Origin of the sequence: Mesorhizobium sp. M2A.F.Ca.ET.043.05.1.1 (genome assembly GCF_003952445.1) — a bacterium.
GTDB lineage: Bacteria > Pseudomonadota > Alphaproteobacteria > Rhizobiales > Rhizobiaceae > Mesorhizobium.
Genome location: NZ_CP034446.1, coordinates 1,712,188 through 1,733,257, shown reverse-complemented (window position 1 = coordinate 1,733,257; position 21,070 = coordinate 1,712,188). Strand labels below are relative to the sequence as shown.

Sequence of the window (21,070 nt, the reverse complement as noted above, 5' to 3'; positions counted from 1 at the left end):
CCTCCCCTCGAACGACCTTGGATCCTGCTCCCGCCTCTCTGAACCGATCTAGGATATCGCCGAGCGCCGTCCGCTGCATGTCGGCATTATCGCATGTGCGCCGTCCAGACGGTCGAGGTCGTACCCGCTACGGCAGCCTGAATCAGTCGGTCGGCGAGTATGGCCAGGAACGCGATCGACAGGCCGGCGATGAGGCCCATTCCGGCATCAGCCTTGCCGAGCGCGACATAGACCGCCTGACCAAGGTCGCGGGTGCCGACGAGGGCGGCTATGGCGAGCATCGAGAGCGCCGCCATGATTGTCTGGTTGAGGCCTAGCATGACGACCGGCAGCGCCAATGGCAGCTTGGCCTGCAGCAGCGTCTGGATGGGCGTGGCGCCCATCTGCTCGACCGCCTCTACCACGTCGGCCCGCACGTGCCTCAGCCCGTGCTCGACGTAACGGATCGGCGGCACGATCGCGTAGAGCATGATGGCGATCAGCGCCGTGAACTCGCCGACCTTGAAGAACATCAGCGCCGGGATGAGGAAGACGAATTGCGGCATGGTTTGCAGCGCGTCGCAGATCGGCCTCAATGCGCGGGAGACCCGCTCGCTATGCGCGGCCCAAACACCGAGCGCGCCACCGACCAGAAGGCAAAGCAGAACCGCCAGTGTGCAGAGATAGAGCGATTGCACCAGCTGCGGCCACAGGCCATTGACCAGGATCAGCCCGAAGCCCACCACCGAGAAGAGGCCGAGCCGCGGCCCGCCCACCTGGCCGGCAAGCAAGGCCACGGCAAGGATGAAGACGGGCCAAGGCAGATCCAGAAAGCCGGTGTAGAGAACAAGGCCGGCGGCCAGCACGGCGACCGCCGCCCGCCAGCCGAAACGGCGCAGGGCCAACGCGGCCAAGGCCGCAACCAAACCCATATAGACGGCCAGGGCCGATGGCGGCAGCGAGAAGCCCCACATTGCCGGCGTCGCCGAGCCGGAAATGCCGACGCGCATCGGCAGAAGCAGGCAGTAGAGCACTGCATTGCGCACGCCGTTGAAGAACCAGGCGTAGTCACGCACCAACCCCAGCAGCCATTGGTTTACGGCGCCCATCTGCATGCGCAGCCCGGTTTCCGGCAGAAGCGTCGCATCGGGCGCGGCCAGCCGGATGGCGACGGCGAGAGCCAGCGCAACCGCCAGCGACAGGGCCAGCCGGCGCGGCGTCATCCAGCGCTTGGCGCGCGTCGGTCCGGTCTCGGGCGCCTTGGCGAAACCGATGGTGAGGCGGTCGATGAGAATGGCGAGCAGCGCGATCACCAGGCCGGACAGGATGCTCTGGCCGAACTCGGCCTTGCGCATCGAGGAGAGCACTTCCCAGCCGATATCCTCGAAGCCGCCGATGATGGCGGCGACGATCACCATCGAAAGCGCCGCCATCGTCGTCTGATTGAAACCGACGAGAAGCTGCGGCAGCGCCGTCGGCACCTCGACCTGCCAGAATTGCTGGCGGCGCGTGCAGCCGCTCATCAAGCCGGCCTCGCTGATCGCCGCCGGCACACGGTCCAGTCCGAGCATGGTGTTGCGGACCATCGGCGGCGTCGCATAGATCGCCGAGGCGATCAGCCCGACCACAGGACCGAAGCCGAACAGCAAGAGCAGCGGGATGAGGTAGGCGAAGGCCGGCACCGTCTGCATCAGGTCGAGCGCGCCGTTGAGCACAGGGCGCCAGCGCGGGCGAGCGTAACCCAGAACGCCAAGCAGGAAGCCGAGCACGGTCGAGATCGGCACCGCCAGCAGCACCAGCGCCAGCGTGTTCATGCTCTGCGACCAGTAGCCTGCGAGCAGGATGTAGGCGAGCGTGGCGAGCGCGAAGATCGCCAGCCGCTCGCCGCTCGATTTCAGCGCAAGGGCGGCGACCGCCAGCATCACCGCCGGCCAGGGCAGCCAGGCGAGCGCCAGCCGCGCGCCGCGCATCGGCGCATCGAGCAGTGCGGAGAGCGCCCGGAACCCCGGCTGGATCACCGAGACGACCACGTCGGTCACGGCATTGATGTAGGTGGCAAGCGGCAGCGTCCATTCCTTGGGGAAATTGACCAGCCAGGGGATCTCGTTTTTCAGAAGGAGGCAAATCGCCGTCAGCACGGCCAGCGCGCACCAAGGAACAAGGGCCGGCGCGATGGTGAACCTTTGAGCGGATCGCGCTATGGCGGCCGGCGCTGTCATGAGCTTTTGCGCCTCGCCTGCTCGCGCTCCAGCACCGCAAGCACCGCGCCGGCGCTGAGGACCGCCGGCGGACCGTCACCAGCGACTGGCACGGTGAAAGCACTCACGCCGGAGGCGAGCTGCGGGATCAACGCCTCGAGGCTGGTGGCGGCGGCGACGCTGCGCTCCGGCAGCGCCGCGCCATTGGCCGGCGTGGCGATGTCGCCGGCGGTGATTACGCGCAGCAGCGGCATGTCCTCGGTGAACTGCGCGACATAGTCGTCGGCCGGGTTGAGCACGATGTCGGCGGGGCGGCCGATCTGCACGATCTTGCCCGCCCGCATGATTGCCAGCCGGTCGGCCAGGCGGAAGGCCTCGGCGATATCGTGAGTGATGAAGATGATGGTCTTCTTCAGCATGCGCTGCAGGCGTAGGAACTCATCCTGCATCTGCTTGCGGATCAGCGGATCGAGCGCCGAGAACGGCTCGTCGAGGAACCACAGCTCTGGCCCCACCGCCAGCGAACGTGCGATGCCGACGCGCTGCTGCTGGCCGCCGGAGAGCTGGTGCGGGAAGGATGCCTCGCGGCCTTCGAGCCCGACAAGCGCGATCATCTCGCGGGCGCGGGCCTCACGCTCCTTCGCCGGTTTGCCCTGGATCTTCAGCGGGAAGGCGACATTGTCCAACACGCTCAGATGCGGTAGCAGGCCGAAATTCTGGAACACCATGCCCATGGCGTGGCGGCGCAGTTCGATCAAATCCTTGCCGCTGGCGGCGAGCAGGTTCCTGCCGTCGAGCAGGATCTCGCCGGCGCTCGGCTCGACCAGGCGCGACAGGCAGCGCACCAGGGTCGACTTGCCGGAGCCGGACAGACCCATGATGACGAAGATCTCGCCCGCCGCCACCTCGAAGCTGGCATCGACCACGGCCGGCAGATGCGCCTCCGCGCGCAGACGCTCGGCCAGCGCATCTGGGTCGATCACATAGCCGCGCGAGTCGAAATAATAGTCCGGACGCCGGCCATAGACCTTCCAGACATTGCGGCAGGCAAGTTTTATCGGACGCGCTGCAGTGTTCATTCCGATCGACCCCTGCCGATTGGTCGCCTGGCCCCGCGCATTGCGGAAGCCGGGCCTTTATCGCCCTTAGCCTTTGCCAGGCACATCGGCGAATTTATCCCTTGGCGCCGTCAACCCAGGGCTTCCACACCGCCTCGTTCTTGTCGATCCAGGCCTTGACCACGGCGTCGAGGTCCTCGCCCTTCTTGTCGACGGCAAGCATCATCTTCTCCTGCTCGCCGGCGTCCATCTTGAACGCCTTGAGGAAGGCGTAGGCCGCCGGCCATTTGGCGCCGAAGCCCGACCAGACGATCTTGTCGACATCCGGCGGGGTGATGCAGTGCTCGTTGGTCTGCTCCTTGCAGGGCGGCATAGTGACCCAGCCGACGTCGTTTTCGGCCAGTGCGTAATGCGGCCCCCAGAACATCATCACCAGCGGTGTCTTGGCAGCCTCGGCGGCTTCGAGCTCGGCCACGAGCGCACCCTCGGAACCGGAGGGAACGGCGGTGTAAGGCATGTTGTTGTCGGCAAGGATCGTGGCGGCCCGCGAGCCCCAGTCGGCCGGATAGTCGAGGAAGCGCGCATTGGGCGCGGTTTCCGGCGTCGACAGCGCCTTGACACAGTCCGGCTTGTTGAGCGCCGTCCAATCGGGCAGACCGGGGCAGACCGTCTCCATAAATTTCGGGTAGATCCAGCCCTCACGCGTCTTCAGGTCGAGCTTGCCGATATCCTCGATCTGCTTGGCGGCGAGCGTCTTGGGATAGATGTCGCCGACATTGTTCATCCACACCTCGACCGAGGCGCTGAGCGAGCCGTCGGCGAGACCGGAAAACTGCGGGAAGTTGCCGGCGGTGACGTATTCGACCTTGTAGCCGAGCTTTTCGAGAAGCTGTCCGGCGATGTGGGTGGAGACGTGCGCGCCGGTCCATTCGAGCATGGCGAGCTTGATCGGCTCGTCCTTGGCGCCGAGATCGGCGGCGGCGACCGGCGCGCTGGCGGCAAGCATCAGCGCCAGGCCAATTCCTGCATTTCTTATTCTGTTGATCGTATTCGACATGATGTTTCCCCTGTCTGGTTGTTATGGTTCGAGATGAACTTCCATCCTCGATGGCGAGGCTGCCGCTAGCCTCTTTCCGCGCCACTCCCCTGGCCGCCGGAAAATTCCGTTACCGCGCAAAACTGATGACGTACCTCCCTTTCGACTGACCCCGTTCGAGAGCGACAAGTGCTGCCGATACCTCTTCCAGCCCGATGACCTCGACCGTCGTCTCAAGCGGCTTATCCGCATGTATGGCGACCAGCTCGCGCATCTCCTGCCTTGTGCCGACGCTGGTGCCGGTGATGAGGACACCGGTGGCCGTTAGCCATTCCTGGATGAGCGGCACAGGCTGGAAGACCATGGCCGCGGCGATGATCCTGCCGCGCGGCCGGATGCCCGCGACCATGGCGTCCCAGGTGGCGGTGGTCGGCGCGAAATTGATGCAGGCGTGGTATTTTTCGCCCTTGGCCGCCAGCCGCGAGGGCAAGCCGCTGTCGGCGATTTCAGTTTCCGCCGCATCGTAGCGGCGCGCGATCTCCAGCTTCGCCGGATCGCGGTCGACGGCGAGCACGCTGACGCCGAGCCGGCTGGCGATCTGCACCGCATAGAGGCCGAGTCCGCCACAGCCGAAGACGATGCATTTCTCGCTGGCTTTCAGCCCTGCCCGCTTCACCGCACCATAGGCGGTGATGCCGGCGCACATCACCGGCGCGGTGGTCACCGGATCGATGGTTTCCGGCAACGCCACCGCGAAGCTCGCGTCGCAGACGACATATTCAGCAAAGGCGCCGGGCACATTCAGACCATGCGCGCGATGGTGCTGGCAAAAGGACTCGTAGCCATCCAGGCATTCGTCGCAACGGCGACAGGTGTCGTGGATCCAGGGCACGCCGGCACGATCGCCAAGCGACCAGCCGCCGACGCCCTCGCCGATCGCCACGACGCGGCCGATGCCCTCATGACCCATGACGAAGGGGGAAGGCGCGTGCGGCGGAACGCTCTCGCCACGCCAGATATGCACGTCGGTATGGCAGACGCCGCAGGCCTGAAGCCGCACCAATATCTGACCGGGGCCGGCGACCGGACGCGGCACGCTGGTGACCTCGAGCGGCTCGCCGTAACTGCCCAGGACCGCGGCCCGCATCGTTTGTGTGTGCGATGTCATCGATAGTCCGTCCGGCGTCTGCTTGCTTTCGCAGCCTAGGCCTGCCAAAATCATATGACAATACAAAAATTTGTTAGAGCGTACAAAATTTTCGTCGGATATACGAAACCCATGGCGACCAGGACGAAGAAACAACGCACTCGCATCGAAGACATCAGGCGGGTCGAGCTGATCGAGGCGGCGCACCGCATCTTCCTGCGCGACGGGCTGAAGGGCCTGACGACGACCCGCATCTGCCATGAGGCTGGCATGTCGCAGGGCATCCTGACCTATTATTTCAAGGACAAGGACCAGGTGCTGTTCGAGATGGTGCGCTACGCCAACCGCGTGCTGATGGACGCCGTGGTGGTCAATCTGCGCAAGGCCGAGACCCGATGGGATCGCCTGACGGCGATCGTCGACGGCAATTTCCCGGAAGAAAAGTTCGAGCGCAACACGGCCAATGCCTGGGTGTCGTTTTATGCGGAAGCCGCGCACAACCCGCGTTACGCGCGGCTGCAGGAGCTGTTCTACAAGCGCCTGCGGTCGAATATCCGCTCGGCGCTGTCGCCGCTGTGGTCGAGAGAGGAAATCGACCATTTCGTGCGCGGCTTCGCCGCGATGCTCGACGGCTTCTGGCTGCGGCGCGGCCATTCCGACGACGCCATCTCGCATCTGGAAGCGCGGGCGCTGCTTGTCGAGTATTCGGAAAAGATGCTCGGTCCGGCCGTGGTGTCGAAGCTGAAAAGGCTTCAGCTGCAGGCGGCGTGACGTTTTGGAAGGCATCGCCGGCAGCGAGCGGTTGCAGGCGCTCCTTGCCAGGGCGGGTTTCACCATAAGGCTCCACCGGTGATCTGAATATTTTCCATGGTAATCCCCTTGGCGAGATCCGAGCAGAGGAAGACGGCGAGCGCCGCGATTTCTTCCGGCTGCATCATGCGCCCCTGGGGGTTGCCCTTCCTGAACTCGTCCATCAATTCCTCGGCGCTGCGGCCCTTGCCTTCGCGCTCGACGACCTGCGAGACGTTGCGGCGCATCAGCTCGGTCTCGACCCAAGTCGGGCTGATCATGACGCAGGTGATGCCATGTGCTGCGCCTTCGAGCGCCACGCAACGCGTGAGCCCCAGCAAGCCCGCCTTGGAGGCGCAATAAGCAGAATTGTCCTTCCAGCCGACGGAAGCGGCGGTCGAGCCGATGTTGACGATGCGGCCCCAGCCGCGTTCGATCATGCCGGGCAGCACCGCGCGCGTGGTGCGAAACGCCCCGGTGAGATTGGTGTCGACGATCTTGTCCCAGAGCTCGTCGGAATGGCCGCAGACCGGCTGCTCGGCCGTGGTGCCGGCGGCATTGACCAGGATGTCGGCCGGGCCGATCGCCGCCTGCGCTTCCGCGAAGAAGAGGTTGGTGAGGTCACTGTCGCGCACGTCGAGATGCGCGGCATGGACCTTGGTGCCATGCGTGGCAAGCGACGACTTCACGCGTTCGATCTCGTCGGCGCCGGGATAATAAGCGGCGTCCACCCTGCCCGCCTGCGGCGGCGCGACGTAGGATCCGACGGCGACATTGGCGCCGGTCTTGGCGAGCGCGGTGGCGATGGCAAAGCCCATGCCGGAAAAGCCGCCGGTGACGATGGCGCTGCGGCCGGTGAGATTGGTCATCGCCAACGGGCTCCGTTTTCACACTGCAAGATAGCCTCCGTCGACGACCATTTCGGAGCCGGTGACGAATTTCGATTCATCCGAGGCGAGGTAGAGGACCATGTAGGCGATGTCGTTGGGCTCGCCGAGGAAACCGATCGGGTGACGCGATAGCGCCTTGGCCTTCTCCTGCTCGAGCGTGCCGAGGTCGCGCAGATAGTTCTCGGTCTGCGGCGTCCAGATATAGCCGGGATGAATGGAGTTGCAGCGGATGCCGTTGCGCTGCTCGGCACAATGCACCGCGACCGCCTTGGTCAAGGTGCGCACGCCGCCCTTGGAGGCGCAATAGGCGGCAAGCTCAGCTTCGCCGATGATGCCGTCGATGGAGGACAGATTGATGATCGATCCGCCGCCGGATTTCTTCATCAGCTTAATGCCCTCCTGGCAGCCGAAGAAGACGCCGTCGAGATTGACCGCCATGGTGCGCCGCCATTCGGCAAGCGAGGTGTCCTCAATGTTCCGGGCGATGGCGATGCCGGCATTGTTGACCAGCACGTCGAGCCGCCCCAACCGTTGCTCGACCGCCGCCATGACGGACGACCAATCCTCAGGCTTGGACACGTCATGGGGCAGCGCCAGCGCCTCACCGCCGGCCTTGCCAATCTCGGCCGCCGTATGGCCGGCGAGGCCCTCGTCGATGTCGGTGACGACCAGTCTGGCGCCTTCCGATGCCAGCAAGAGCGACGACGCCCGGCCGAGGCCGAGACCGGCCCCGGTTACGAGCGCCACCTTGCCTGCGACGCGGCCCATTGCGGCATCAGTCTCCCTTGTTCAACAGCTCCAGCGGCTTGCCAAGCCAGTCGCGGTAGAAACCTTCGAGATCCGGCTCGAAATCATGCACGATCGGGTAGCCAGGCGCGGCCGCCTCGACTTCGTGAAGCGTGCCGCATTCCGGGCAGATGAATTCGCGGATCTCCATCCAGTCCGGATCCGGCAGGTCGCTGTTGGGGTAGATCTCGCGCAGCGTCTCCTCTGTATCGCGCACGATGATCGACGCCTTCAGCTTCCAGTTCTTGCGGTAGTCGCCGAAGGAGTGGCCGCATTCGCATTTCGTGACCCGCTCGTCACCGCTCTGGCAGATGAAGAGATGGTCGCCGACGGGGAGCAGGATCGGATCGCTCCAGGCGACCCGATCCTGCAACACCGCGACATATTTGAAGAAACGGTCATCGTCCTTGTAGGCGCTCATGATGCGACGTGTCTGCGGCCAGGGCAGCGTGCCGGCAACCAGATCGGCGATGACTTCCTTGCTGTATGAGGTCATGGTTCTTACTCCACGCCGAAGGTCGATTTGGCGTCGACATCCCAGAAGGCCGAAAAGTCCCTGGTGAAGCGCGGCGAGAGCTTGATCGCGCTGGCATACATCTTCTTCACCTCGGGCGCGAAATCGGACGCCTTCACCCGTTCACGCTCCTTGGCGATCCACTCCGAAACCGGTTTCGCGCGCGCCAGGCGCTTCGCACGCATCTCGGCGCGATGGCGCTTGGTGGCTTCGAGATTGGCGACCGGGAACCCCTCCTCGTCCTCATCGAGCACGATGCCGAAGATGCCTTCGGCAGCCTCCTTGGTGAGGAAGCCGTTCTCGACGTCCCAGGCGGTCTTCATCGGGTCGCGCTCCAGCACGTCGCCGTAGCCGCCACCGCCATTGTAGGAATGGGTGAAGACGTCGCCGGTCTTGTGCGGCGCGGTGATGTAGGGGCCTTCCAGCGTCACATGCTCGCCTTCCAGCCGGACTTCCAGCTCCGAGCGATAGGGATTGGTGCCGGTGTGATGGGCCAGCGGCGCGCCATTTTCGGCCAGTTCGAAAATGTTCGAGTCGCGCACGGCGCGGTGCTTCTGGCAGGTCGGCGCCGGATAGCCGCCGCACAGGCCGCCATTATCGAACACGCGCGAGGAATGCTCGGAGGTGACCAGCCGCAGATGATCGGTCTTGGAGACCAGCCAGGTCGACAGGAAGGAGCAGCCGCCGCGATATTTGCCGGCGCCGCCGGAGTTGGGAACGATGGAACGGCCGATATAGAGCATCGGCATATTCTGTTCCCAGATCTCGATATTACCCATGTCGGATTCCGGGTTCCAGCCGACATAGGCAGTGTCGAGCCCGTCCTTGATGGCCAAAGCGCCGGAGCCGGCGGCGGCGCATTCGAAATGCGCCATGCCGAAGGGCGTGCCGTACTGGCTGGTGCCCCCCATCTCGATCATCGGGCTGTTGACTTGGCCGACGAAAGCTTCCTCGACGAAGCCGCGGGCGATGAAGGAGCGCGACAAGAGCCGCTGGAAGACGCCATATGCCGGCAGAAGCAGCGCCCAGGAGGTGGCCGTCGCCACCATCTCGTTGTCCGGGTTGGTCCAGGTGCCGTGTGGCAATTTCAGCTCAGTGGCCATCCAGGCGCCATCATTGACCAGGCCCTCGAAGTTCATGTGCTGGGTCAGCGTCACGAACATGCCACCATCCATGCCGGCCGGCGTGCAGTTCATCGAATGGTAGCCCCAGGGCTGCGTGCCCTCGAAATCCATAATAATCTTGCCGTCGGTGGTGATCTCCATCTCGATCGGGATGTTGTAGAGCCAGTCGGGATCGCCGAGCGGCTGGTAACCCGGCTTGCCGGCGGTGACGTGGCCGTAGAAGGTGTGGCCGCGATAAATGCCGGGCACGGTGAGCTGGCGTGTACGGCCGAGTTGGGCGCGGCGGCCCTCCTCGATGAATTCCTTCGACACCTGCATCCAGTAGTCGAGACCGATCTCGTCGATCAGCGTCTTGACGCTCTCGCGCATGTCGATGCACGATGCCACCTTGGCCTTCTCGTCCAGCACCCAATAGATCGGCATCCTGAGATTGCGCTCACAGCGGATGACGTAGTCGCGCCGAAGCTCGTCATTCTCGCCGACCTTTTCGGCGCAGACGAACAGGCCTTCGGTGAAGCGCTCCTGCGCCAGCGCCACGTCACCGCCGGGCGTGATGCCGCCGGCTTCGAGCTCATGGCAGACGGCGCCAGCCCAGCCGACCAGCTTGCCGGAATGGAAGATCGGCACCACGTCCATGACGTCAGGCACCTGCACGGTGCCGATGAAGGCGTCGTTGTTGGCGAAGATGTCGCCGTCGCGGATTTGCGGGTTTTCCTCGTAGCCGTTGCGGATCATCCATTTGATGAAGCGGCTCATCGTGTGCACGTGCACCATGATGCCGTTGGAGAGCGCGATCGCGTCGCCTTCCGGCGTATAGATGGCGACGACCATCTCGCCGACCTCGCGCACACCAGGCGAAGCCGAGATGCGGCGGGCCATCTCGCGCGCCGACACGCAATAGGCGCGCAATTTTGTGTGCAGCGTCTCGAACTTCAGCGGGTCCTGGTTGCGCAAATGGAGCTCGGTGATGCCGTCATAGCAGCCGGTCTCGTCCATCAGCCTTTCGGATTCGAGCAGCCTTTCGCGGATGCGCAGCGCAGAGGCGGGTTTATCCAGCATGGCGTTCGCCCTTCTCAAGCGTGGGTGTAGTGAAGCAGCGTCCATTCATCGACATGGACGCGGTCCTGCGGATGAACGACAAGCGTCGTGGCCGGGTGTTCGATGATGGCCGGGCCGGTGACCTCATGGCCAGGCTGCAGAAGGTCCATCTCGTAGAGATTGGCCTTGTGCCAGCGACCGCCGATATAGGCCTCGCGCACGCCCTTGTGGGCCGAGGCTGGATCGGATCTGCCGAGCGGCCGCTTGACCAGCATCGGCTTGACCTTGTCGGCGGTGGCGATCAGCCCGAGTTCCGTGATCGAGAAGCCGGCCTCGCCATAGCGCGAGACGCGGTGGTTGACCTTGGCATAGACCGCCTCGAACTCGGCGATGAGCTTGCGCATGTCGTCGGCCGAACGAACCGCCGGCAGCGGCGCCATCACCTCGACGTCCTCAAGCTGGCCGGTGTAGCGCATCATCAGGAACGGCACGGTTTTGATCTTAGAGAGCGCGTGGCCGTCGGTGACCATTTCGTCGACCGCGGCCCTGGTCAGGTCGTCCCAGATAGTGGTGACCTTCGCGCCAAACGCCTGCAATTCGTCGTCGCTTGCGCGCGCGCCGATATCGATCTGCGTCGACACCGAATGGCGGCGCATGAAATCGGCGGTGGTGCAGCCGAAGGCCGAAAAGGCTGCAGCGAACTGAAAGGTGATGATGTCCTTGAAGCCGATGCCGCGCGAGCAGCCGGCGAGGTGCAGCGGTCCCGAGCCGCCATAGGATAGGAGCGTGAATTCAGATGGGTGAATGCCCTGGCCAGAGATGACGCGGCGCAGCGCGTTGTTGGCGTCGGCCTCCAGCATCTCGATCATGCCTTCGGCCGCCTCTTCGACGCCGACGCCGAGCACGCGGGCGCATTTCTCCTCGAAGGCTTTCCGCGCCTTCTCGACCTGCAGCACGACCTTGCCGCCGAGGAAGTAATGTGGGTTCAGCCGGCCGAGGATGGCGTCGCAGTCGGCGATGGTCGGCTCGGTGCCGCCCTTGGCAAAGCAGATCGGGCCGGGGTCCGAACCGGCGCTTTCCGGCCCGAGCGAGACTTTCCTGGTCAGCGGGTCGACCTTCAGGATCATGCCGGCGCCGGCGCCGATCGTGTCAAGATGGAGCGTCGGCACGTTGAGCTTGAAACGGTCCATCAGCGGCTCGTTCTCGATCCGCGTCTGGCCGCGCGTGATGACGCCCATGTCGAATGATGTGCCGCCCATATCCGAGCAGATCAGCGAGTCGTTGCCGATCAGCTTGCCGACATAGGCCGCGCCCAGGATGCCGCCGATCGGCCCGGAGATCATCGTCTCGTGGAGGCGCGGATGGTTGATGGAGGTCAGGCCGCCAAAGGAGAGCAGCGTCTGCACGCCATATTTGAAACCATATTTCTTCGAGACGTCCTCGATGCCCTTGAGCTGCTTGCGGCCGCGCGAGGTGGCGTAGGCCTCGATCAGCACCGAGTTCAGCCGCGACTGCTCGCGGATGACCGGACGCACCTCATGGCTGGTGTAGACGAGTATGTCCGTGCCGGAGGCAGCGATCTCCACGCGGCAGATCTCGGCGATGCGCTTCTCATGCGCCGGATTGACGTGGGCGAAGACTGTCATGATGCAGATCGCCTCGACCTTGTCGGCGATCAGCTTCCTTGCCGCCGCATGCACCTCGTGCTCGTAGAGCGGCAGGATGATGTCGCCGAACTGGTCGATACGCTCGGTGACGCCATGGGTGCGGCGGCGAGGCACCAGCGGATCGGGGTGATGATGGGTGACCGCATGCAGGCGGTCGGCATAGGAGTAGTCGGCCCAGGCCTGCAGGCCGCGACCCATCAGGATCATGTCCTCGAGGCCCTTGGTGGTGATCAGCCCGAGCTTGCGGCCGGTGCGCGACAACAGCGTGTTGAGCATGCCGGTGCCCGAATAGAGCACCACATTGACGCCGGAGAACAGGTCCTGCAGCGAGATGCCCCAGGCAACGGCCGCGTCTTCGGCCGAAGCGAGGAAGCCTTCGGCCTCGTTCTTCGGCGTCGTCGCCGACTTGCCGATCTTGAAGTGGCCGTCCTGATCGACAAGGATCGTATCGGTCATGGTGCCGCCGGCGTCGATGCCGATGACGATTGGATTGGTCGTGATCTGGTCCACGGGTCGCTTTCCCTTGCCGAGAGTGACCGCAGGCTAGATTCCCGAAGCCGGATCGCGCCATATGCCTAAAGACACAATGACGCTTGGGCCGGCTTCGCCGAGAAAAGGGCATGCGCATGGGCAATATCTGGGCGCCGCTGGCCAGGGCGATCGCCGCCACCGGCACCGACCGGCATGTCGACTGCCTGATCGATCTGATCGGCGCCGACATCGCGCATGATCTGGTGACGGTGACGCGCTATTCGGCAACCAGGACCCCGGAATTCGTCAAGCACCGGGGCTTCTCAGACGAGATGGTTCGGCGCTATCTCGACAACTACTATGTCTTCGATCCGTTCTATGCATCCTGGCGGCGCGAGCGGCGACTCGGCATCATGCCGCTGAAAGGGCTGGCCGACGAGGAGGCCAAGCGCGGGCAATACATAGCAGGCTTCCTGGCGCAGTCGGAGATTTGCGACGAGGTCGGCATTATGCTTTCCGACGGCGGCGACTGGTGCCTCGGCATCTTTCTCGACCGCTCGACGGTGTCGTTCAAGGACAGCGAGATCGCGTTGCTGACCGAGCGGCTGCCGGTGTTCAAGGCGCTGCATGCGCTGGACATCAAGGCGCGCGGCTCAGACTTCTCCCGCACCTCGGCGCCGAGCGGTCCGGGCGCCTCGCCGCAGCAGAAGCCCAGAATTCCGGAAAGCCTCTGGCCCGAGCTTTCCTTGCGCGAGCGCGAGCTGGTGGAGCTGATCCTCGCCGGCCATCCGACCGCCAACATCGCCGAGCGGCTCGGCATCACCGTCGGCACTGTGAAGAACCACCGCCGTCGCATCTATGAAAAGCTCGACATCACCACCGAGCGCGAATTGTTCCTGCAGTTCTTCCAGCACAAAAGTTCAGCCAGGTAGCTGCTCTCAATCGAGTGCAGCGAATTGCCCTGCCGCACTGCAACCGGGGTGGCTGAAGTTCAAACCCTGACATCGTGGACGCGTGGTGAATGCCCGCTTCGGGCTTTGCACAAGCTGACTTTACCGGCCGACATGAGGCGCAAAGCAGGCAGCTGCTGGCTCTCCGGATCATTGCTCGTGAGGATCGATTTCCCGGACAATCTGGGAGACCTCTCCCTCAAACTCGTCTGCCCGCACGACCGAGAGCGTACCGTCGCCAGCACGGAAAATGACGATGCCGACCATCAGGCTGGCGGCGAGGCTGAAGGCGAAGGCGTTGGCTTCTACGAGGGACATTTTTCCTGCTCCTGTTCTGGAAGCGGGGATCGATCCCCGCGTGACAGGCGCCCGATTTGTCCGGCCGAGGGCCGCGATCACCGTGAAGGCACCGCCGAAACGGCGGCACGTTATGCGTAGTCCGACCCTTCATGGGTTGATGGCATCAGGCCTCGGACCGGATCAAGGAATTGCGCCAACAAACGCAGGATTGGTTCTCTGTTCTCCATTCCAGGACGAGACGGGATGAACCTCGTGGTCCGCCGCCTCGCTTTCGACGCTGCATCCGCAGGAGCGGTCGTCCGGTCAAGGCGCCTGGAGCGACGGAAACAGAGCGGACGACTTGCGCCGGGCGGACATTGGCCCGGTCAGGTCGAGCCGAACTTCATCACCGGAATGCCGAGCCTCCGGGCCTTGTCCGCGAGGTTATCTTGAATGCCGGAGCCGGGAAAATGAATCACGCCAATTGGCAAGGTGTCGAGCATGGCATCGTTGCGCTTGAACGGCGCGGCCTTGGCATGCCTGGTCCAGTCCGGCTTGAAGGCAATCTGTGGCACCTTGCGGCACTGAGCCCATTTGGCCGCGATCAGCTCGGCGCCTTTGGCCGATCCGCCGTGCAGCAGGACCATGTCGGGATGCTTGCCATGGACCTGGTCGAGCTTGGCCCAGATCAGCCGATGATCGTTGAAATCGAGCCCGCCGGTGAAGGCGACTTTCGGTCCAGGTGGCAACAGCACCTGGCTGTCTGCATGCCTCCTCGCGGCCAGGAAATCGCGGCTGTCGATCGTTGCCGCGGTCAGGTGGCGATGGTTGACGACTGAGCCCGAGCGCGGACGCCAGACCGAGTGGGTGTGACGCTCGTAATGCTCGATGGCCTGGTCGCGCATCAACTCGAAGGCGCTGCGGCGTTCAAGCAGTGTCTGACCTTGGGCAATGAGACGCTCGAGCTCGACCGACTTGACCTCGGATCCGTCCTGTTCGCGCTGCAGCCGCTGCTGGGCGAGTTCATTTGCATCGAGCTCGCGTTCGATCCGCTTGGTCGCGCGGTGGAACAGATTGACCGTACCCCACAGCAGTTCCTCGAGATCGGGTTCCAAGCGTGTGTCGGTCATCGCCATAACGAGGGCGTCGAAGATGTCGGCGATGCTGGCAGCGATGACGCGGCCCTCGGGAAGCGGCCGCGGATCGGGTTCGTCGTCGAAGGGGCGATGGCCGTAGAGCTGAAGCTCCTGAAGCATGTGGTCAATGGGTGATGATGCGCATTGCGGCTCGAAGTCGGTATCGTGCTCGGTGCTCATGGGGACTTACCTTCGTGGGACCGGCCGCGCCCATCGCGGCCTTCATGGCGACAAAGGCGATGGACGGCCCGGACTTGCACCCGAAGCGCCAGCGCAGGGCCGCAACGGCAGTGGAGGATGGCGAAGCCCGGCTATTTTGTCTCGCGATGGAAGGCCCGAAGACGGGGCCTCGCGCGGCCTGCCGCGTGGGGTGGCGGCGCCGCCGGAAAATAGCCGGGCGCAGCCATTGCCTGTCCGGATCGGCCGTCGCCCGATCGCCCTCTTGAAGGCCGTGGGTCGGCCCTCGCCCGAGCTAAGGTCCGCCTGCGCACCGCGGCCACGCGTCGCCGGCACGCCGCCCTCTCTTTCCCTTCCGGTCAGGCCGCCCGCTTCATGAAGCGATCGACATCCTGTGGCGCGAGCTGGACCCGCAGGATTGCCCTCAGGGCATCGGCACCAAGCAGGCGCAGATCCTCGTTGAAGTCGCCGAGCTGCGGCGTCAGGACTATCGCCTCGATGCCGGCCGCGTTGGTCCGTTCAATGAGGGTTGCCACAGCTGCGTCGCCGGCAGGATCATTGTCGCGGGCGATGTAGATCCGCCGCAAGGTACCGGGGAACAGGATTGCTGACAGATGCGCCGCCGACAGCGCTGCCATAGCTGGCATGGCAGGCAGGACGGTGCGTTGCGACAGCATGGTCTCGATGCCTTCGCCGGCGGCCATGACATCGCAACAGCAGCCGAAGCGGACGGCGTGACCGAGCAGTTCGCCCATTGCTCGTCTCGGCGTGTCGATCGGAGCGCGGCCGAGATGGGCCTCGCTGAATCCGGCCGGGTCGAGCCAGGTGCGGTGAGCGCCGGTGAGCTTGCCTTTGAGGTCGGTGACCGTCGCGATCATTGCCGGCCATGTTTCGGTCGGGCCGCCGTCGGGACGGTAATAGCAGCTCGGATGAAACCGCAGGCTCCCGGTCTCATGCAAGGCCGTTACTCCGCGTCCGCGAAGATAGGTCTCCACAAGCGTTCCTGGTATCGACCACGACATGGAGACCAACCGCCTCGCCGCCTCGGTGGAGCCGCCGGCGGCGGGAACGGCTGGCGACCTAGGTTCGCCCCGTTCGCAGTCCACGTAGGGCATAGACAGAAAACTGCGAGCCTCTTTCGACACGTCTCTGAAGTCAGCGAGACCAAGCGATTCTCGGATGACATCCAAAAGATCGCCGTGCTCACCGGTGGCGGCGTCGGTCCATTTCCCGGCGGCGCCCTTTCCGGACTCCGATCCCTTGAGACGGACAAACATAGAGCGCCCCTGCGCATTGCGGGCATCGCCGACCAGCCAGTAATTGCCGACCCGGCGACCGTTGGAAAGGTAGCGGCGGCACACCGCCTCGGCCCGACGGCCGAGGCGGTGTGCCAGTTCGGATATATCGCGAGGCGGCATCAGGTGGCCTCCCTCTCGCTGATGCGCTGCAATGGATACCGCTCGATTACCTTGGCCAGCACCGCAGGCCCGCTTGCGTCCGCGGGCACGAACATGCGCAGCTTCCAGGATATGATCTCGTGGAAAAGCCCGTAGGCCGTTAGCCGCTCGCGCATGGTATCGGTGAAGCCCGACAGTTCGATGCGGTTGGCGCTCATCACACGGACGCGGCGCAGATGAAGTCCCTCGGCAAGGTCGAGCATGGTGCTGCCATCCACAAGGGCGTTGAAGGCATCCTGTGCCGTAAGCGTGCCGACGCGGTTTGCGAGCGCCCCGGCGGCCCATGCGGCCGAAACCTTGCGGCCAATGATGCGCTCCCCCTGGTCGGTCTGGAGCCGATAGACCCGGCTTGACTCAGTTGGGAGTCGCTTCCAGATCGGCAGCAGCAGTCCCGCGACAATGTGGATGATCGAATCCGAGAATGCCGGGACGCCGGCGACCTCGGCCCTCCAGGCGGCGGTGAAGGTCTCGCGATCAGCCTGATGCCAATGGCTGTCTTCCATCATACGTAGCGAGGCATGGTGCTGTTCCATTGGCCGGATCAGCCTGACCCGACGCTCGATCTCGCCATCGTCGAGCATAAACGATGGCGCGGGCACCTGCACGGCAGCACGCCCTGAGCGTTCGTTGACCAAAAGGATGGCGCGCGGATCATGGAGGTGCGCGACAGCTTCCTCGACCGGCACGGGTCGGTTGCGCTGGCGCTGATTTATGGTGAGGAGCCGGGTCTCGGCGCCGGTGCCCGGATGGGTGTAAATCGTCGGCCGACTGGTGACGACGAAACTCTCCGCTCGCAGCGTTTCAAGCCCAAGGTCGTAGACCCCGGCCGCGATGGCACCTTCGACCTTCGCCGTGAGCAACTGCTCGAAAGCCGCAAACAGGATGTCTTGCAGCTCGATGGTGAGCGCCAAAAGGCGATTGAGGAACGTCGTGATCGGCGGCAGCTCGTCCCTGATGCCGTTGGCGTCCGTCAGCGTCAGCCCCGTGGTCTGCTCGAACAGCTTGAGTGAGCAGCCCTCCACCTTGCCGCGAACGATCAGCAGATAGAGTTGCCGAAGAGCATCGCGCGCATAGTGCGACTCCAGATTGTCCTCCGGCCGGAACAGGCCCTGCCCGCCGGTCTGGCGTTGGCCGCGCGTGATCGCGCCCAGCGTGTCGAGGCGGCGGGCAATCGTGGAGAGGAAGCGCTTCTCGGCTTTCACATTGGTTGCGATCGGTCGAAACAGTGGTGGCTGCGCCTGATTTGTCCGATGTGTGCGGCCAAGGCCCTGGATGGCGGTATCGGCCTTCCAACCAGGCTCGAGAAGATAGTGGACGCGCAGTCGCGTGTTACGCGCAGAAAGCTCCGAATGGTAGCTGCGGCCTGTCCCGCCGGCATCGCTGAACACCAGGATGCGCTTGACGTCATCCATGAAGGCCTGCGTCTCGGCGAGATTAGCAGAGGCGGCGCGGCCCTCGACCATCAGGCGTTCGCCCTTCCTGACGATGCGTCGCGACCGACCTGTCACCTCCGCTACCATGTCGGTGCCAAAGCGCTGGACGATCTGGTCGAGCGCGCCAGGAACCTGTGGCAAGCTCGCCAGCTTTTCGATCAAGTCTGTGCGGCGCGCGACCGCCTCGCGGCTTTCGACCAGTTGGCCTTCGCGAAACACCGGCCTCGATGACAGGTTTCCTTCCGAATCCGTGAATGGTTCGTAGAGCTGGACCGGGAAGGAATGTTGGAGGTAATCGAGCACATATTCGCGCGGCGTGATGTCGACGCGGACGTCGTTCCATTCCTGCGTCGGCACCTCTGCCAGCCTGCGTTCCATCAGCGCCTCGCCGGTGGAGACGATCTGAATGACAGCTGAATGCCCCGACTGAAGATCCTGCTCGATCGAGCGGACAAGCGTCGGCGTCTTCATCGACGTCAGCAGGTGAGCGAAGAAGCGCTGCTTGGCGCTTTCGAAAGCCGAGCGCGCGGCGGACTTCGCCTGGCGGTTCAACGTGCCGCTGTCGCCGGTGATGTTGGCCGCCTGCATGGCCGCGTCGAGATGGTTGTGAATGACGGCAAAGGCACCCGCATAGGCATCGTAGATCCGCCGCTGCTCAGGCGTCAACTCATGCTCGACCAGTTCATATTCGACACCGTCGAAGGAGAGCGAGCGGGCCGTATAGAGGCCAAGGGCGCGAAGATCACGGGCGAGCACCTCCATTGCCGCCACGCCACCGGCCTCGATCGCCTCGACGAACTCCGCACGGGTCGAGAACGGAAAGTCCTCGCCGCCCCACAGGCCGAGCCTCTGGGCGTAGGCCAGATTGGCTACGGTAGTCGCGCCCGTGGCCGAGACATAGACGACGCGGGCGCCGGGCAAAGCATGGTGCAGGCGCAGGCCGGCGCGGCCTTGCTGCGAGGGCGCGACATCGCCGCGGGCTCCCTTGCCCCCGCCGGCATTCTGCATGGCGTGCGCCTCGTCGAATATGAGCACTCCGTCGAAATCCGAGCCCAACCATTCGACGATCTGCCTGACGCGCGAAATCTTCTCGCCGCGGTCGTCGGAGCGCAGCGTGGCATAGGTCGTAAACAGGATGCCTTCCGGAAGCGTGATGGTGCGCCCTTGCGGGAAGCGCGACAGCGGCGTGACCAGCAGGCGCTCCATACCGAGTGCGGCCCAGTCGCGCTGCGCGTCCTCGAGCAGCTTGTCTGATTTAGAAATCCACACCGCCTTGCGCCGACCCTGCAGCCAGTTGTCGAGCACGATACTCGCGGACTGCCGGCCCTTGCCGACACCGGTTCCGTCGCCGATGAAGAAGCCACGCCGGAAGCGCACTGCTCCTGGCGTGTCATCGGGTGCCGCTTTGACAATGTCGAGCGTGTGGTCGACTGACGACGAGCCGGCAAGAAACCCGCAATGAGCCTCGCCGGCCAGGATTACCGTTTCGAGCTGGGCGTCGGATAGCAACGTCAGGATATCGCCGGGAAGGACCGGCCGATAAGTCGGCTTTGGCGGCGCGACAGACGCCATTGCCGCGGACTGGACCAGTCTAGTCTGGTGGGCTTGAGAACCGGGAATACGGATCGTCTGTAATCCATATTCCTCGTAGATGGCATCGGTCAGCCGTGCTCCGTCGTCGGGCGCCCAATCAACCGTCTCGTACGACAGTTCGACGCCCACCGGCTCGGGCAGCTGCCCGCGAGCTGTGCCTGCGACAGTGCGGGCAAGATAGCCGCGAACCGCCCGAGGTGCGGCAATGGTCGGAACGACCTTGGCCGCTTCGGCGATCGGCGGCCGCTCTGGAACGTGCTTCTCGATCCAGTCGAGCAACGTAGCGACATCCGGCGCAAAGCCGGGCGAGGCCGGGGCGGAGGACGGATCGCCAGTCAGGGTCTTGTCGATGACCGTCAGCCGGGTCTCGATCGCTGTGCCATGCCGAGCGTAGACGGCCCCACTGATCGTGGCGGTAAAGACGACGCGGCCATGCTGCTGGAGACGCGCGAAGTCATCGCGCCACGCTGGCATCTCCGGCCCAAAGCTCGCGCTAGTGATTGCGACCAGCCGGCCACCGTCGGCAAGCCGCGCGAGCGCCGAGGCGACATGGCGATAGGCCGCGTCCGTGACGCGCCGCCCCTGCACATTGGCGAGTGCAGAGAACGGCGGGTTCATCAGCACGACGGTGGGCAAGCTCGCCGGATCAAGATGGTCGTCGATCTGCGCCGCGTCGAGGCGTGTGACCGTGAGGGCCGGGAAAAGATTGGAGAGGAGTCCGGCACGCATCTCCGCAATCTCATTCAGCAGAAGCGAGCCGCCGACGATCTCGGCGAGGATCGCAAGAAGACCCGTGCCGGCGGAAGGTTCAAGCACCCGGTCATCTGGTCTGACCGCGGCGGCGGCGACGGCTGCGAGACCGAGAGGGACAGGCGTCGAGAACTGCTGCAGCGCCTGGCTTTCCGCGGAGCGGCGGGTATGGGTAGGCAGAAGGTTCATGATCCGGCTGAAAAGCGGTAAGACCGATGCCACGGAGCCGGCCTTGCGCAGCAGCGACTTGCCATACTTGCGAAGGAACAGGACGGTCGCGACCTCGCAGGCTTCATAGGCCATCTTCCAGTCCCAGGCACCGCTTGTGTCGGAGGCCCCGAATGAGGCTTCCATGGCAGCCCGCATGACGACGGCATCGACGCGCCGGCCGCATTCGAGGTAGGAGAGTAGATGCAGGGCCGCCGCATAAACGGCCGCGGCCTTATCGACAGGCGTGGTTGCGCAAGGCGCCGCACTGGCGGCCGCCGTCGAAGACAAGAAGTTCATAGGATTTCCTCTGGAGAGCGAGACGGAGGAAAGGCCCATCGGTGCTCTCTCTGACCGCACGGGCTCAACTCGTCCCGGCCGGACACTTACT

At 64.4% G+C, this 21,070-nt stretch carries 15 protein-coding genes; 2 read left to right on the top strand and 13 right to left on the bottom strand.

Features of this window, described 5'->3' with window-relative positions:
• Nucleotides 1-86 precede the first annotated feature (86 nt).
• The 4 genes from EJ069_RS08155 to EJ069_RS08140 all read right to left on the bottom strand — a co-directional run bounded on the left by EJ069_RS08155 (nt 87) and on the right by EJ069_RS08140 (nt 5,439).
• Nucleotides 87-2,198 (bottom strand): ABC transporter permease subunit, encoded by a 2,112-nt coding sequence (locus tag EJ069_RS08155; RefSeq protein WP_126060867.1) that lies wholly within the window; start codon nt 2,196-2,198, stop codon nt 87-89.
• Entirely contained in the window at nt 2,195-3,256 is a 1,062-nt protein-coding gene (locus tag EJ069_RS08150) for a betaine/proline/choline family ABC transporter ATP-binding protein (protein WP_126060866.1), read from the bottom strand. The genes EJ069_RS08155 and EJ069_RS08150 overlap by 4 nt, the downstream gene beginning before the upstream one ends.
• A 94-nt stretch (nt 3,257-3,350) precedes the next feature.
• A complete protein-coding gene (locus EJ069_RS08145) occupies nt 3,351-4,292 on the bottom strand; it encodes an ABC transporter substrate-binding protein (protein WP_126060865.1) in 942 nt (313 codons plus the stop codon).
• Nucleotides 4,293-4,401: 109 nt separating this feature from the next.
• Complete coding sequence (locus tag EJ069_RS08140) at nt 4,402-5,439, bottom strand: alcohol dehydrogenase catalytic domain-containing protein (RefSeq protein WP_126060864.1); 1,038 nt, start codon at nt 5,437-5,439, stop codon at nt 4,402-4,404.
• A gap of 111 nt (nt 5,440-5,550) precedes the next feature.
• Here EJ069_RS08140 and betI point away from each other — a divergent pair, with 111 nt between their 5' ends.
• Nucleotides 5,551-6,189, top strand: a complete 639-nt coding sequence (betI, locus tag EJ069_RS08135; protein ID WP_189476229.1) for a transcriptional regulator BetI — start codon at nt 5,551-5,553, stop codon at nt 6,187-6,189.
• Between the two features lie 59 nt (nt 6,190-6,248).
• Here betI and EJ069_RS08130 read toward each other — a convergent pair whose 3' ends face one another.
• From EJ069_RS08130 to EJ069_RS08110, 5 genes are read right to left on the bottom strand one after another with little or no spacing between them, the layout of a single operon-like run.
• Nucleotides 6,249-7,076 carry an SDR family oxidoreductase gene (locus tag EJ069_RS08130; protein WP_126060862.1) on the bottom strand — a complete coding sequence of 276 codons (828 nt, stop codon included), beginning with the start codon at nt 7,074-7,076 and terminating at the stop codon, nt 6,249-6,251.
• Nucleotides 7,077-7,094: 18 nt separating this feature from the next.
• Nucleotides 7,095-7,865: a glucose 1-dehydrogenase gene (locus EJ069_RS08125; protein WP_126060861.1), complete on the bottom strand. Its 771-nt coding sequence runs from the start codon at nt 7,863-7,865 to the stop codon at nt 7,095-7,097.
• Between the two features lie 7 nt (nt 7,866-7,872).
• Complete coding sequence (locus EJ069_RS08120) at nt 7,873-8,379, bottom strand: acetone carboxylase subunit gamma (RefSeq protein WP_126060860.1); 507 nt, start codon at nt 8,377-8,379, stop codon at nt 7,873-7,875.
• Between the two features lie 5 nt (nt 8,380-8,384).
• The gene (locus EJ069_RS08115) at nt 8,385-10,580 is read right to left on the bottom strand and encodes a hydantoinase B/oxoprolinase family protein (protein ID WP_126060859.1); all 2,196 of its coding nucleotides are present in this window, start codon (nt 10,578-10,580) and stop codon (nt 8,385-8,387) included.
• 14 nt (nt 10,581-10,594) lie between these two features.
• Nucleotides 10,595-12,736 (bottom strand): hydantoinase/oxoprolinase family protein, encoded by a 2,142-nt coding sequence (locus EJ069_RS08110; protein ID WP_126060858.1) that lies wholly within the window; start codon nt 12,734-12,736, stop codon nt 10,595-10,597.
• Between the two features lie 110 nt (nt 12,737-12,846).
• Between EJ069_RS08110 and EJ069_RS08105 the strand changes: the two genes are divergently transcribed.
• The gene (locus tag EJ069_RS08105) at nt 12,847-13,629 is read left to right on the top strand and encodes a helix-turn-helix transcriptional regulator (RefSeq protein ID WP_126060857.1); all 783 of its coding nucleotides are present in this window, start codon (nt 12,847-12,849) and stop codon (nt 13,627-13,629) included.
• Between the two features lie 168 nt (nt 13,630-13,797).
• Here the strand turns inward: EJ069_RS08105 and EJ069_RS32660 are convergent, their stop codons facing one another.
• The 4 genes from EJ069_RS32660 to EJ069_RS08090 all read right to left on the bottom strand — a co-directional run bounded on the left by EJ069_RS32660 (nt 13,798) and on the right by EJ069_RS08090 (nt 20,979).
• A complete protein-coding gene (locus EJ069_RS32660; protein ID WP_189341749.1) occupies nt 13,798-13,965 on the bottom strand; it encodes a hypothetical protein in 168 nt (55 codons plus the stop codon).
• A 347-nt stretch (nt 13,966-14,312) separates the two neighbouring features.
• Nucleotides 14,313-15,242: a DUF2493 domain-containing protein gene (locus tag EJ069_RS08100; RefSeq protein WP_126060856.1), complete on the bottom strand. Its 930-nt coding sequence runs from the start codon at nt 15,240-15,242 to the stop codon at nt 14,313-14,315.
• 356 nt (nt 15,243-15,598) lie between these two features.
• A complete protein-coding gene (locus EJ069_RS08095; protein ID WP_126060855.1) occupies nt 15,599-16,657 on the bottom strand; it encodes a toprim domain-containing protein in 1,059 nt (352 codons plus the stop codon).
• Complete coding sequence (locus EJ069_RS08090; protein WP_126060854.1) at nt 16,657-20,979, bottom strand: strawberry notch-like NTP hydrolase domain-containing protein; 4,323 nt, start codon at nt 20,977-20,979, stop codon at nt 16,657-16,659. The genes EJ069_RS08095 and EJ069_RS08090 overlap by 1 nt, the downstream gene beginning before the upstream one ends.
• Between the last annotated feature and the right edge of the window lie 91 nt (nt 20,980-21,070).

Bases quoted from the DNA above. Each gene is read 5' to 3' on its own strand.
- EJ069_RS08090 (WP_126060854.1), bottom strand. From the start codon at position 20,979: ATGAACTTCTTGTCTTCGACGGCGGCCGCCAGTGCGGCGCCTTGCGCA.
- EJ069_RS08150 (WP_126060866.1), bottom strand. From the start codon at position 3,256: ATGAACACTGCAGCGCGTCCGATAAAACTTGCCTGCCGCAATGTCTGG.
- EJ069_RS08115 (WP_126060859.1), bottom strand. From the start codon at position 10,580: ATGCTGGATAAACCCGCCTCTGCGCTGCGCATCCGCGAAAGGCTGCTC.
- EJ069_RS08120 (WP_126060860.1), bottom strand. From the start codon at position 8,379: ATGACCTCATACAGCAAGGAAGTCATCGCCGATCTGGTTGCCGGCACG.
- EJ069_RS08145 (WP_126060865.1), bottom strand. From the start codon at position 4,292: ATGTCGAATACGATCAACAGAATAAGAAATGCAGGAATTGGCCTGGCG.
- EJ069_RS08095 (WP_126060855.1), bottom strand. From the start codon at position 16,657: ATGCCGCCTCGCGATATATCCGAACTGGCACACCGCCTCGGCCGTCGG.
- EJ069_RS08155 (WP_126060867.1), bottom strand. From the start codon at position 2,198: ATGACAGCGCCGGCCGCCATAGCGCGATCCGCTCAAAGGTTCACCATC.
- EJ069_RS08100 (WP_126060856.1), bottom strand. From the start codon at position 15,242: ATGAGCACCGAGCACGATACCGACTTCGAGCCGCAATGCGCATCATCA.
- EJ069_RS32660 (WP_189341749.1), bottom strand. From the start codon at position 13,965: ATGTCCCTCGTAGAAGCCAACGCCTTCGCCTTCAGCCTCGCCGCCAGC.
- EJ069_RS08130 (WP_126060862.1), bottom strand. From the start codon at position 7,076: ATGACCAATCTCACCGGCCGCAGCGCCATCGTCACCGGCGGCTTTTCC.
- betI (WP_189476229.1), top strand. From the start codon at position 5,551: ATGGCGACCAGGACGAAGAAACAACGCACTCGCATCGAAGACATCAGG.
- EJ069_RS08105 (WP_126060857.1), top strand. From the start codon at position 12,847: ATGCGCATGGGCAATATCTGGGCGCCGCTGGCCAGGGCGATCGCCGCC.
- EJ069_RS08140 (WP_126060864.1), bottom strand. From the start codon at position 5,439: ATGACATCGCACACACAAACGATGCGGGCCGCGGTCCTGGGCAGTTAC.
- EJ069_RS08125 (WP_126060861.1), bottom strand. From the start codon at position 7,865: ATGGGCCGCGTCGCAGGCAAGGTGGCGCTCGTAACCGGGGCCGGTCTC.